General features: G+C 68.2%; 12 protein-coding genes. 7 read left to right on the top strand and 5 right to left on the bottom strand.

Features of this window, described 5'->3' with window-relative positions; translation table 11 throughout:
- The first annotated feature begins 12 nt into the window (after positions 1–12).
- A complete protein-coding gene (locus tag N416_RS0101950; RefSeq protein ID WP_024440455.1) occupies positions 13–885 on the top strand; it encodes an SDR family oxidoreductase in 873 nt (290 codons plus the stop codon).
- Between the two features lie 9 nt (positions 886–894).
- Here the strand turns inward: N416_RS0101950 and N416_RS0101945 are convergent, their stop codons facing one another.
- Positions 895–1,785 (bottom strand): PAC2 family protein, encoded by an 891-nt coding sequence (locus N416_RS0101945; RefSeq protein ID WP_024440454.1) that lies wholly within the window; start codon positions 1,783–1,785, stop codon positions 895–897.
- Positions 1,786–1,964: 179 nt separating this feature from the next.
- On the opposite strand from N416_RS0101945, the gene metH reads away from it, so the two are divergent.
- The 5 genes from metH (at position 1,965) to N416_RS0101920 (ending at position 8,120) form a co-directional block, all read left to right on the top strand.
- The gene (gene metH / locus N416_RS0101940) at positions 1,965–5,705 is read left to right on the top strand and encodes a methionine synthase (RefSeq protein WP_024440453.1); all 3,741 of its coding nucleotides are present in this window, start codon (positions 1,965–1,967) and stop codon (positions 5,703–5,705) included.
- Positions 5,706–5,714: 9 nt separating this feature from the next.
- The gene (locus N416_RS0101935; protein WP_024440452.1) at positions 5,715–6,416 is read left to right on the top strand and encodes an HAD family phosphatase; all 702 of its coding nucleotides are present in this window, start codon (positions 5,715–5,717) and stop codon (positions 6,414–6,416) included.
- Positions 6,417–6,422: 6 nt separating this feature from the next.
- Positions 6,423–6,704 (top strand): phosphoribosyl-ATP diphosphatase, encoded by a 282-nt coding sequence (locus N416_RS0101930; RefSeq protein WP_024440451.1) that lies wholly within the window; start codon positions 6,423–6,425, stop codon positions 6,702–6,704.
- A 2-nt stretch (positions 6,705–6,706) separates the two neighbouring features.
- The gene (hisG, locus tag N416_RS0101925) at positions 6,707–7,567 is read left to right on the top strand and encodes an ATP phosphoribosyltransferase (protein WP_036457022.1); all 861 of its coding nucleotides are present in this window, start codon (positions 6,707–6,709) and stop codon (positions 7,565–7,567) included.
- A 70-nt stretch (positions 7,568–7,637) separates the two neighbouring features.
- The gene (locus N416_RS0101920; RefSeq protein ID WP_024440449.1) at positions 7,638–8,120 is read left to right on the top strand and encodes a DUF4126 family protein; all 483 of its coding nucleotides are present in this window, start codon (positions 7,638–7,640) and stop codon (positions 8,118–8,120) included.
- Positions 8,121–8,126: 6 nt separating this feature from the next.
- On the opposite strand, the gene N416_RS0101915 is transcribed toward N416_RS0101920, so the two are convergent.
- Both N416_RS0101915 and N416_RS0101910 read right to left on the bottom strand, forming a co-directional pair.
- Entirely contained in the window at positions 8,127–8,915 is a 789-nt protein-coding gene (locus tag N416_RS0101915; protein ID WP_024440448.1) for a thioesterase family protein, read from the bottom strand.
- Positions 8,912–9,745, bottom strand: coding sequence for a RecB family exonuclease (locus tag N416_RS0101910; RefSeq protein ID WP_036457020.1), 834 nt, complete (start codon positions 9,743–9,745; stop codon positions 8,912–8,914). The genes N416_RS0101915 and N416_RS0101910 overlap by 4 nt, the downstream gene beginning before the upstream one ends.
- Before the next feature lie 44 nt (positions 9,746–9,789).
- Between N416_RS0101910 and N416_RS0101905 the strand changes: the two genes are divergently transcribed.
- Positions 9,790–10,626, top strand: a complete 837-nt coding sequence (locus N416_RS0101905; protein WP_024440446.1) for a tRNA (adenine-N1)-methyltransferase — start codon at positions 9,790–9,792, stop codon at positions 10,624–10,626.
- 4 nt (positions 10,627–10,630) lie between these two features.
- On the opposite strand, the gene N416_RS0101900 is transcribed toward N416_RS0101905, so the two are convergent.
- Positions 10,631–12,337 (bottom strand): hypothetical protein, encoded by a 1,707-nt coding sequence (locus N416_RS0101900; RefSeq protein WP_024440445.1) that lies wholly within the window; start codon positions 12,335–12,337, stop codon positions 10,631–10,633.
- A 100-nt stretch (positions 12,338–12,437) separates the two neighbouring features.
- Positions 12,438–12,940 (bottom strand): hypothetical protein (locus N416_RS23440; protein ID WP_024440444.1); only part of this gene is annotated, 503 nt, incomplete at its 5' end.

The following is a 12,940-nucleotide window of genomic DNA, read 5'->3' as shown; positions in this document are numbered from 1 at the left end:
TAGGTTGAGCCCATGTCTTCGATTCACTCCCAAGTCGTTTTCATCACCGGCGGCGCGCACGGTATTGGCGAGCAGCTGGCCCGCCGGCTGCACTCCCAGGGCGCCTCTGTGGTGGTGACGGACCTGGATGAGGCCGCCCTCAACACGCTGGCCGAGGATCTGGGTGACCGAGCGCTGACCGCCGTCGCCGACGTGCGGGATCTGGCCGCGATGCAGGCGGTGGTCACGCAGGCCACCGAGCGTTTCGGCGGCATCGACACCGTGGTGGCCAATGCCGGCATCGCCAGCTACGGGTCGGTGCTGAACGTGGACCCCGAGACGTTCAAGCGGGTGATCGACGTCGACGTGATGGGCGTGTTCAACACCGTGCGGGCCGCGCTGCCGTCGGTCATCGAGCGTCGCGGCTATGTGCTGGTGGTGTCCTCGCTGGCGGCGTTCAGTCCGCTGGCCGGGATGGCGTCCTACGACGTGGCCAAGGCCGGGGTCGAGCACTTCGCCAGTGCGCTGCGCCAGGAGGTCGCCTACCAGGGCGTTGAGGTCGGATCGGCGCACATGGCCTGGATTGACACACCCTTGGTTCGCGATACCAAGGCCGATCTGGGGGCGTTCGGCGAGATGCTGTCCAAACTGCCGTGGCCGCTCAACAAGACTACCTCGGTCGACAAGTGTGTCGACGCCTTCGTCGCAGGCATCGAGGGCCGTCGGCGCCGCGTCTACTGCCCGGGCTGGGTGGGGGTGTTCCGCTGGATCAAGCCGGTGCTGACGCTGCGGCCGGTGGAAGGCCCGTTCATCAAGGGCGCCGCCACCATCGTGCCGCGGATGGACGCCGAAGTCGCCGCGCTGGGCCGCTCCACCAGTGCCTACAACGAGAAAATGGAGAAGTAGACCCGCGGTTCAGCGTCGCCGGCGCCGCAGGTAGCGCTCGAACTCGGCGGCCAGCGCGTCGCCGTCGATCTTGTTCAACGCCTCGGTCATGTCGACCTCGGCGTCGCCGCGTTCCTCCAAAGAGGTCACGTAGTCGGCGATCTCGTCGTCCTCGCTGGCCATCTCGGTGACCGCCAGCTCCCACTCCTCGGCTTGGGCCGGCAGGTCGCCCAGTGGCACCTCGATGTCCAGGGCGTCCTCGACGCGGCGCAGCAGCGCGACCGTGGCCTTGGGGTTGGGTGGTTGTGAGACGTAGTGCGGTACGGCCGCCCAGAAGGTGACCGCCGGAATGCCGGCCGCCACGCAGGCGTCCTGGAACACCCCGGTGATCCCGGTGGGCCCCTCGTAGCGGGTCTCGGTCAGCCCGAATCGGGTGGCTGACTCCGCCGAGTACGCGGCGCCGGACACCGGCACCGGGCGGGTGTGGGGCGTGTCGGCCAGCAGCGCGCCCAGGATCACCACGGTGTCGACGTTGAGTTCTTCGATCACCGCCAGCAGCTCGGCGCAGAACGACCGCCAGCGCATGTTCGGCTCGACGCCGTGCATCAGCACGATGTCGCGGTCGCTGCCCGGCGGCCGGCAATGCGAAATGCGCATCGACGGCCAGACCAGCTCCCGGGTGACGCCGTCGAGCTGGCGAATCACCGGCCGATTCACCTGGTAGTCGTAGTAGGCCTCGTCGTCGATCTCGGCGATCAGCTTGGCTTCCCAGATGTTGTTGAGATGCTGCACCGCATCGCTGGCGGCGTCACCGGCGTCATTCCAGCCCTCGAACGCAGCCACCACGATGGTGTCGTGCAGTTCGGAAAGCGCGGGGCCGTCATCCGGTCGGGTCACAAGGCCAGGGTAAGGCCTGGGCATTGATCACGGGCCGCACCGGACCCGCGGAGTCGGCTTGTTCATCGGGGCATTCGTCTCGACCCCGGGCGACCACGTAGACTTTCCCCCGTCGAGAGGCGTTGCAACGGTTCGCCGGTCTCTGCCGGTGGCCGCCACGCTCGACAGAGTTAAGGACGCCTTCCGTCACGGAAGGAGCCCGCATGACCGCGCCCGAGGCCGAAACCTTCGCGCCCAACATCCGGCCTGACTGCACCGACGAACTCAAGGCTGCGCTGAGCCGGCGGATCATGGTGATCGACGGTGCGATGGGCACGGCCATTCAGCGGGACCGCCCGGACGAGGCCGGTTATCGCGGCGACCGCTTCACCGAGTGGCCTACCGCGCTGCAAGGCAACAACGACCTGCTCACCCTGACGCAACCGCAGATCATCGAGGGCATCCACCGCGAGTACCTGGAGGCGGGCGCCGACATCCTGGAGACCAACACGTTCAACGCGAACGCGGTCTCGCTGGCGGACTACGACATGGCGGACTTCAGTTATGAGCTGAACTACGCCGGCGCCGCGCTGGCCCGCAAGGCGGCCGACGAGTTCAGCACTGCGGAGAAGCCCCGCTACGTGGCCGGCACGCTCGGGCCGACGACGCGGACGGCGTCGATCTCACCAGACGTCAACGACCCCGGCGCCCGCAACATCTCCTACGACCAGCTGGTCGCCGCCTACCTCGAGGCCGCCAACGGCCTGGTCGACGGCGGCGCGGACATCCTGCTCATCGAGACGATCTTCGACTCGCTGAACTCCAAGGCCGCGGTGTTCGCCGTCGAGACGCTGTTCGAGGAGCGCGGTCGCCGCTGGCCGGTCATCATCTCCGGCACCATCACCGATGCCTCCGGGCGCACGTTGTCGGGCCAGGTCACCGAGGCGTTCTGGAATTCGATCCGGCACGCGAAGCCGATCGCGGTGGGCCTCAACTGCGCGTTGGGTGCCCCGGAGATGCGGCCCTACATCGCCGAGATGTCACGCATCGCGGACACCTACATCTCCTGCTACCCGAACGCCGGCCTGCCCAACGCATTTGGCGAGTACGACGAGTCGCCGGAGGCTCAGGCCTCCTACATCGCGGACTTCGCCGACGCCGGACTGGTCAACCTGGTCGGCGGTTGCTGCGGCACAGCGCCGGCGCACATCGCCGAGATCGCCAAGGTCGTCGAGGGCAAGCCGCCGCGTGAGCTGCCGGAGATCCCGATCGCCACCCGGCTGGCGGGCCTCGAACCGCTCAACATCACCGACGACTCGCTGTTCGTCAACATCGGTGAACGCACCAACATCACCGGCTCCGCCCGGTTCCGCAACCTGATCAAGGCCGAGGACTACGACACCGCGCTGTCGGTCGCGCTGCAGCAGGTCGAGGTCGGTGCGCAGGTCATCGACATCAACATGGACGAAGGCATGATCGACGGCGTCGCCGCGATGGACCGGTTCACCAAACTGATCGCGTCCGAGCCGGACATCAGTCGGGTGCCGGTGATGATCGACTCCTCCAAGTGGGAGGTCATCGAGGCGGGCCTGAAGAACGTGCAGGGCAAGCCGATCGTCAACTCGATCTCCATGAAGGAGGGCGAGGAGAAGTTCATCCGCGAGGCCCGGCTGTGCCGCAAATTCGGTGCCGCCGTGGTGGTGATGGCCTTCGACGAGCAGGGGCAGGCCGACAACCTGGAGCGCCGCAAGGAGATCTGCGGACGCGCGTACCGGATCCTGACCGAACAGGTCGGCTTCCCGGCCGAGGACATCATCTTCGACCCGAACTGCTTCGCGCTGGCCACCGGTATCGAGGAGCACGCGACCTACGGGATCGACTTCATCGAGGCCTGCGCCTGGATCAAGGAGAACCTTCCCGGGGTGCATATCTCCGGCGGCATCTCGAACGTGTCGTTCTCGTTCCGGGGCAACAACCCGGTCCGCGAAGCGATCCACGCGGTGTTCCTGTTCCACGCCATCAAGGCCGGTCTGGACATGGGCATCGTGAACGCCGGCGCCCTGGTGCCTTATGACTCGATCGACGCCGAGTTGCGGGAACGGATCGAGGATGTCGTGCTGAACCGGCGTCCCGATGCCGCCGAGCGGCTGTTGGAGATCGCCGAACGGTTCAACTCCGCGGAGAAGGCGGAAGATCCCGCGGCGGCCGAATGGCGATCCTTGCCGGTGCGCGAGCGGATCACGCACGCCCTGGTCAAGGGCATCGACGCCGACGTCGAGACCGACACCGAGGAGCTGCGGGCCGAGATCGCCGCCGGGGGCGGTCGCCCCATCGAGGTGATCGAGGGCCCGCTGATGGACGGCATGAACGTGGTCGGTGACCTTTTCGGCGCGGGCAAGATGTTCCTGCCCCAGGTGGTGAAGTCGGCCCGGGTGATGAAGAAGGCCGTGGCCTACCTGCTGCCGTACATCGAGGCGGAGAAGCAGCCCGGTGAAGCCGAGCACACCAACGGCACCATCGTGATGGCGACGGTGAAGGGCGACGTCCACGACATCGGCAAGAACATCGTCGGGGTGGTGCTGCAGTGCAACAACTACACCGTGGTCGACCTCGGTGTGATGGTGCCCGCCGAGAAGATCCTGGCTGCGGCCAAGGAATACAACGCCGACATCGTCGGCCTCTCCGGCCTGATCACCCCGTCGCTGGAGGAGATGGCCGGCTTCGCCGCCGAGATGGAGCGCGAAGGCCTCGAGATCCCCCTGCTGATCGGCGGCGCGACCACCTCGCGTGCCCACACCGCCGTGAAGATTGCGCCGCGCCGCAGCGGTCCGGTGGTCTGGGTCAAGGATGCCTCGCGTTCCGTTCCGGTCGCGGCCGCGCTGCTCGACGACAAGCAGCGGCCGGCGCTGCTGGAGTCGACCGCGGCCGACTACGCGTCCCTGCGGGAACGCCACGCGCAGAAGAACGAGCGGCCCATGGTGCCGCTGGAGAAGGCCCGTGCGAACCGCACGCCGATCGAGTGGGACGGATACACACCGCCGGTGCCGGTTCAGGGTCTCGGCGTGCGGGAGTTTCTGGACTACGACCTCGCTGAGTTGCGCGAGTTCATCGACTGGCAGCCGTTTTTCAACGCCTGGGAGATGAAGGGGCGCTTCCCCGACATCCTCAACAATCCGGCTTCGGGCGAGGCTGCCCGCAAGCTGTACAACGACGCCCAGCAGATGCTCGACACCCTGATCGCGGAGAAGTGGCTGACGGCCAACGCGGTGATCGGCTTTTTCCCGGCGAACGCGGTCGGTGACGACGTCGAGGTCTACATCGACGACACCCGTACCGAGGTGCTGACCACGTTTCACAACCTGCGCCAGCAGGGTGAGCACCGGGCCGGCATCCCGAACCGGAGCCTCGGCGACTACATCGCCCCCAAAGAAACGGGCCTGGCGGACTACATCGGCGCCTTCGCCGTCACCGCGGGACTCGGCAGCGGCGAGAAGATCGCGGAGTTCAAGGCAGATCTCGACGACTACAGCGCGATCCTGCTGGAGTCGGTCGCCGACCGGCTGGCGGAGGCTTTCGCGGAACGGATGCACCAGCGGGTTCGCAAGGAGTTCTGGGGATTCCAGCCGGATGAGCAGTTGGACAACGAGGCACTGATCGCCGAGAAGTACCAGGGCATCCGCCCTGCCCCGGGCTACCCGGCCTGCCCGGAGCACACCGAGAAGGCGACGATCTGGAAGCTGATGGACGTCCACGAGCGGACCCGCATCGAGCTGACCGAGTCGATGGCGATGTGGCCCGGTGCCGCCGTCAGCGGCTTGTACTTCTCGCACCCGCAGTCGCAGTACTTTGTGATCGGCCGGCTGGCCCAGGACCAGGTCGCCGACTATGCGAAGCGCAAGGGCTGGACCTTGGTCGAAGCCGAGCGCTGGCTGGCCGCCAACCTCGGCTACAACCCGGAGGACTGAGCCCTGGTGCTGCGCGCGGTGCTGTGCGACATGGACGGCACCCTGGTCGATTCCGAGAAGTTGTGGGACGTGGCGATGGACGCGCTCTACGACCGCCTGGGCGGGGTGCTGACCCCGGAAGTCCGGGCGTCCACGGTCGGCGGGTGCGCCGAGGACACCATGCGGATCGTGTACCACGACCTAGGGCTGCCGCTCGATCCGGCGGCCATGGCGGCCTCGGCGCGCTGGTTGCATGACTTCACCGGTGAGCTGTTCGATGCGGGCCTGCCCTGGTGCGACGGCGCCCGGGAGCTGCTCGACGAGCTGGCCGGCGCGGGGATGCCGACCGCCCTGGTGACCAACACCCCGCGGATGCTGGCCGAGCGGGCGCTGGGCAGCATCGGCCGGCATTACTTCGCGGCGGTGGTCTGTGGTGACGAGGTGCCCGCGGGCAAACCGGCCCCGGATCCCTACCTGCGTGCCGCCGAGCTGCTGGACACCGATCCGCGCTGGTGTCTGGCGGTGGAGGACTCGCCGACGGGTGCCGCCGCGGCCGAGGCGGCCGGATGCGCGGTGCTGGTGGTGCCCAATGCGCTGCCGGTGCCGGCCGGCGCCCGGCGCCACCAGGTGCGGTCCCTGACCGGGCTCGGGCTGAGCGACCTGCACGAAATCTGCGCCCAGCTGGCCGACTCGCAAGCGGTTGCCGCCGGAAACCGGCGTGACCCGTCCTGATGCCGCATGAAACAATCCCTGCTCGTGAAGACCTTCGAGGAACTGTTCGCCGAGCTCGGTGAGCGTGCCGCGACCCGGCCGGCCGGCAGCGGCACCGTGGCGGCGCTGGACGCCGGTGTACACACGATCGGCAAGAAGATCCTGGAGGAGGCCGGCGAGGTGTGGCTGGCCGCCGAACACCAGTCCGATGAAGATCTGGCCGAGGAGATCAGCCAGCTGCTGTATTGGACCCAGGTGCTGATGATCTCGCGCGGGCTGACGCTGTCCGACGTCTACGGGAAGCTGTGAGCATGTTGCGTGTTGCGGTGCCCAACAAGGGGGCGCTCAGTGAGGCTGCCGCGGCAATGCTGTCGGAGGCCGGCTACCGCAGCCGCGCCGACGCCAAGGATCTGACCGTCATCGATCCGGCCAACAAGGTCGAGTTCTTCTTCCTGCGGCCCAAGGACATCGCCATCTACGTCGGGTCCGGTGAACTCGACTTCGGGATCACCGGACGGGATCTGGCGGCCGAGTCGGGGGCGCCGGTGGCCGAGCGGTTGGCCCTGGGTTTCGGCTACTCGCGGTTCCGTTACGCCGCTCCGGCCGGGCGGGACTGGGTTGCGGCGGACCTGGCCGGCCAGCGCATCGCCACCGCCTACCCGAACCTGGTCCGCAAGGACCTGGCGGCCAGGGGCATCGAGGCCACCGTCATCCGGCTCGACGGAGCGGTGGAGATCTCCATCCAACTCGGGGTGGCGGACGCGATCGCCGACGTGGTGGGCTCCGGGCGCACCCTTCGCCAGCACGGTCTGGTGGCTTTCGGGGAGTCGCTGTGCGATTCCGAAGCGGTGTTGATCGAAGGCGCGCAGGCCAACGGCCGCAGTGCCGAGACTGCTGCCGCCCGCGACCAACTGGCCGCCCGGGTGCAGGGCGTGGTGTTCGGTCAGCAGTACCTGATGCTCGACTACGACTGTCCGCGTGCGGTGCTCGAACAGGCCGTCGCGATCACCCCGGGCCTGGAGTCGCCGACGATCGCTCCGCTGGCCGACCCCGACTGGGCCGCGGTACGCGCTCTGGTGCCGCGGCGCGAGGTCAACGCGATCATGGACCAGTTGGCCGCGATCGGTGCGAAGGCCATCCTCGCCTCGGACATCAGATTCTGCCGATTTTGAGCAGTCCCGGTAGCTGAGCCTTTGCCGTGTTAGCGTCCGGTGATCGACTCGACTGGCCCGGGAGGTAATGGTGACGCATTTCATCGTGCTGGTGCTCGCGCTTTTCATCGGTGCCGTTGCCGGACTGCGCGCGTTTACCGCGCCGGCAGTCATGGCTTGGGCGGCCGCCCTGCAGTGGATCAACCTGAACGGGACGTGGGTCGAGTGGCTGAGCCATCCGGTGACCGTCACCGTTTTGACTTTGCTGGCGGTCGGTGAACTCGTCACCGACCAACTGCCCAGTACACCGGCGCGTACCGTGCCGATGCAGTTCGGCGCGCGGATCGTGCTGGGCGGGTTCGCCGGTGCGGTGCTCGGCACGGCCTGGAACTACACCTGGACGGCGCTCGGCGCGGGCATCATCGGTGCGGTGATCGGCACCCTGGTCGGTTTCCGGGTACGCCAGCGCCTGGTCGCCGCCAACGGCGGCCGCGATCTGCCGATCGCGCTGGCGGAGGACGCCATTGCGGTGCTGGGCGGTTTCGCGATCGCCGCGCTGACCGCGGTGGTCTGAGCCCTTTCAGCGTCGCTGCACCAGCAACGCCTGCGCAGACGTGCCGATGAATCCGTCGGCGTCGAACAACTCGGCGGTGGTGACGCCCACCCCGTCGGGGCCGATCGAGGCACGGGCGCGCAGTCCGAAATCCGCTCCGGTCGGCAGCCGGTGCAGGTGCACGACGGTGTCGGTGTTCATGAACATGTACTCGTCGACATCCAGGGCGGCACCGACACCGTTCGCGGAGTCGACCACCATCGCCAGCCGCTGCAGGGCGGTGGTCGGCTCGCTGTCCACCAGGTGGACCTGCGGACTCAGCCAGGCCACCGCGGAGCCGTCGGGCGCATCCGGCTGGACTCGCCAGCGCACCGACTGGGCGTAACCGCTGGCCTGGGCGAACCACTCCGGCGGCGGCAGCGACGGCCCGCTGACCAGTGGCGCATACCGGTCGCAGGACACCGCGGTGGTGTCGGAGGTGGCCAGTGTCCAGGCGCTCAGCCGCGCCACCGGCCGGTCGTCGTCGCGGGTGAACATCTGCGCTTCCAGCAGCGCGATCCGCCGGCCGGGCCGCTGCGTCCGGGCCGAAACCCGCACCGGGGCCACCGGTATCGCCCCCAGGATGTCCAGGCTCAGTCGGGCGATCCGCTGATCCGATCCGTCGAGCAGTCGCTCGATCTCGCGGGTGAGCAGCGCCAGCGGTGGAGACCCGTGCTGTAGCCGGCCCCAGTTGCTGCGGGTCAGGTCGGTGGATTCATAGACCACGTGGTCGGTGCTGCCGGACCCGGCCGCGCGCCGGTAATAGCTGCCGGTCATGCCGCACTGTCGGCCGGCCAGCCGGGGTAGGGCGGCGGGGTTCCCCCGAATGCCGGGCACAGCGCGCGGTGCGCGCACCAGTCACACAGTCGTGACGGCTGCGGGCGGAAATCGCCTGTGGCCCCGGCGGTTTGGATGGCCTGCCAGATGGCGATCAGAGTTTTCTCGAAACGCAGCAACTCGTCGTGATCGGGGGAGTAGTCCAGCAGCTGCCGGTCGGCCAGATAGATCAGCCGCAGCCGTGCGGGCATCACGCCGCGGGACCGCAGCAGGGCCACCGCGTAGAACTTCATCTGGAACAGCGCCTTCGACTCGGCGGCCTCGGACAGCCGCCCGCTAGCCGACGGCGCGCGGCCGGTCTTGTAGTCGACCACCCGCAGCTCTCCGGTCGCCGAGACATCGATGCGGTCGACGAAGCCGCGCAACAGGGTGCCGTCGGCCAGCTCGACCTCGATTCGCTGCTCACAGCTCTGCGGGTCGAATCGGCGGGGATCCTCCAGCCGGTAGTAGCCGGCCAGCAGCCTGCGTGCCTCGGCGATGAGCTGCTCGGCGTCCAGCCCCGAGCCCACCTCCGGGGAGGTGCTGATCAGCTGCTCCCAGGCCGGTGTCACCAGCTCCCGGGCAGTCTCGGGATCGCGCTGAGCTGCCGGCAGCGCGTAGAGCCGCTCCAGGGCGCCGTGGACCACCGAACCACGCAGTTGCGCAGCCGACGGCGGCTCCGGGAGCCGGTCAATGGCCCGGAATCGGTACAGCAACGGGCACTGTTTGAAGTCGGCCGCCCGCGACGGGGATAACGCAGGCTTGCTCATACTTGCGAACCCTACGGGCATGCACCGACAACGCCGCTCGCACACGCTGCGTAGGGTGGACGGCTGTGTCCGAATCCGGGATTTTTCAGGCGGGCGATCGGGCCCAGTTCACCGACGCGAAGGGGCGTCGCTACACCACGGTGCTGGTCCCCGGCGGTGACTTCCACACCCACCGCGGGGCCATCCCACACGACGAGGTGATCGGGCTGCCCGACGGCAGCGTGGTCAAGTCGGCCAACGGCGACCCTTTCCTGGTGCTGCGCCCACTGCTGGTCGACTACGTGATGTCGATGCCGCGCGGAGCCCAGGTCATCTATCCCAAGGACTCCGCGCAGATCATCCACGAGGGCGACATCTTCCCCGGGGCGCGGGTGCTCGAGGCCGGCGCCGGATCGGGGGCCCTGACGCTGTCACTGCTGCGAGCGGTCGGGCCCGAGGGCAAGGTGATCTCCTACGAGCTGCGTGACGATCACGCCGTGCATGCCCGCGCCAACGTCGAGACCTTCCTCGGGCGTCAGCCCGACAACTGGCAGCTGGTGATGGGCGATGTGGCCGACTGCGACCTGCCCGACGGCTCGATCGATCGGGTGGTGCTGGACATGCTGGCGCCGTGGGAGGTGCTGGGCACCGTGTCGCGAGTACTGGTTCCCGGTGGGGTGCTGGTGATCTACGTCGCCACGGTCACTCAGTTGTCCCAGGTGAACGAGGCGCTGCGCGAGCAGCAGTGCTGGACCGAGCCGCGGTCCTGGGAGACCATGCAGCGCGGCTGGAACGTCGTCGGCTTGGCGGTGCGGCCCCAGCACGCGATGCGTGGCCACACCGCGTTCCTGGTCTGCGCTCGCCGGCTGGCGCCGGACACCGTCACCCCCACCCGGCTGGGGCGCAAACGGGGTCGGCCGTAGCGGCTCAGGACGTCGTCGTCAGCAGCGAGGCCACCACATCGGTCTCGGTGCGGGTTTGCAGGGCGCGCACCAGTGCCGGCTGTGACCGGACAAGATGTCCGACAAAGGCGTAGGCGTCGTCGGTGTCGAGCAGATAGGCCGCGGCGCGGATCAGCTTGCCGGTCTCCTGAAGCTGCTGGTGTCCGGTCAGGCCGGCGTACGCCGGTAGTCCGGTGTTGAGCACCGTCGGGTCGTACTTGATCGGGTCGCCCGGGCCCGGTCGTCCCATCGGCTGGTACTGGACCTTGTATTTGTCCAGCATCGCCTTGTAGCAGCGGCTCAGCGCGGCAAGGTAATTCGCGTCGGCGACTAGGTTGGCTCCGACGAAGCCGACGACGATGCTGGGAGCGGCGATCACGTTCGTCGCCACGTTCCCCGCGATCGAGGCATCGGTCACGGTGCAGCTGACCGCTAGATCGAAGTTGCCGCCGGGATCGTTCACCGTCAGATCCAGCACGGTGTCGCTCGCGGTGTAGTCCACTCGCACCCGCCGCACCGACGTCACCGGATTCTCGCCGGTGTAGCCGTCCACCGGGAGCGTCACTTGCACAGTGCCCGAACCGGATACGGCGATTCCCCGAATGCTCCAGCTTGCGCGCGGGGTGCGATACCGAGTCCACACCAGCCGGATCCGAGCGGTCTCGGACACCGAGTACAACACGTACTCGTAGTGGTTGTCGGCGATGCAGCACGCCGGGATGGTCGCGCAGGCACGGCGGACGGCGGGGTCGGTCGTCAGGGTTCCTCGCGACACCTCGCGCCGGCCGGTCTCGGTCACCTTGGCCTCGAGTTGCGCGCCGTAGTCGTCGTCGATCGGGATGATGGTGGCCCCGTGCCGGATCGACCAGTACGACTGCACTCGCACATCGTTGACCCAGGCGCGCTGCCGTACCGTTCGGCCGCTGACTGTCGAATCGCTCCAGTCGCAGATCTCGCAGTTGCCGTCCAGCGGTTCCCGTCGCCAGCCGTCCGCCTCGGGGTCGGTCAGGATCTCCACCAGCTCGTGGCCCAGAGTCGACATCGTCAGCTCGATATCCTCGGTCGCCGGGTCGAAGTAGCGCACCCAGCCCGCCCAGTAGCGATCGGTGTCGAACGGGAAATCGAACGTGTAGTCCGTCGAATGCGCGCCCGCGACGGCGCCGCCGGCCACCGTAAAGCCCTGGGGCATCAGGACAATGAAGGCGAGTCGCGGGCCGTCGTCGGGATCGGGGAACACGCCGTCGTCGATGCTGTCCTCGATCAGCCCCAGTACCCGGCGCATTGTCGTGGTGGAATCCACGGCACCCAGCGGCGGAGCGGGGGAGAGCACGGTGACCGAGCCTCGCCAGGTCGGGGCGCCGGCGATGTAGTACTGCGCCAGCTCACTGAAATAGCGGCTCGCCAAGAGGGCCTGCGTGCGGGACTCGATCAGACCGCGCTGAGCCGAACCCGCGCCGTTCCACCAGGCACCCCAGAACACCAGCTGTACCGGCGTCTGTGCGCCGCCGAGTACGCCGTGGTGATAGGCCACCGCCGACCCGTCGTGGGAGTTGTCGGCGAAGACCAGCGCTGGCACCTTCGGGCGTGACCACGCCCCGCTACACGAGTGATCGTCACGCTGATACGTGATGATCGGTATGGAATCCGGTGTCTCGTCAACGACGCTGACGATCAGCCGTTGCTCGATGGGCATTCTCGGAGTATGCGCCGGTTGTGAGCGGTTTATCGCGGGTTCGCCGCGCCGGTTTCGACTGGTTTTTGCGGCCCCTGCCGGTGTCGCTGTGGGGTGAGACTCAGGGTGTCGGCGGCGCCGCCGGCTCTGTTTTGCCGGTCCGGGCGTTGCCGAACGCCAGCAGGGTCTTGGCGGTGTCCTGCGACAGCTGCCAGTCGCCGTGCTGGGGAGTGAACTCCATCGGGAAGAAGAACGTGCCGGTGGCGGGATCGGCCGTGGTCACCGTGACGTCCGCGGTCACGTTGCCCGGGTTGCGGTCGGACCAGCCGAGAGCGGCGGCGTCGAGGCTCAGCGGCAGATAGCCGCCGTCTTTGAGGGCGGTGGCGAACTTGTCGATGGTCGCGGCGTCGGCGGGTTTGGCGCCCTCGACCAGTGCCAGCTTGTCCGCGCCGGGCACCTCGGGGTCCGACAGCCGGTACAGCACATCGGTCAGCGCCTCGGGAGCCGGCAGGGCCGCCGACGGAACCGGGCCGGGAACCGCCGTCGTCGAGGTCACCGGGATCTCGGCCACCGGCTCCGCCGGCGGGTGGCCGCCACAGCCCGACAGCAGCACCGTTGCCGCCG

The organism is Mycobacterium sp. UM_WGJ (assembly GCF_000455125.1).
In the GTDB taxonomy this organism is placed as follows: domain Bacteria; phylum Actinomycetota; class Actinomycetes; order Mycobacteriales; family Mycobacteriaceae; genus Mycobacterium.
This window is presented reverse-complemented; position numbering and strand designations above follow the sequence as displayed.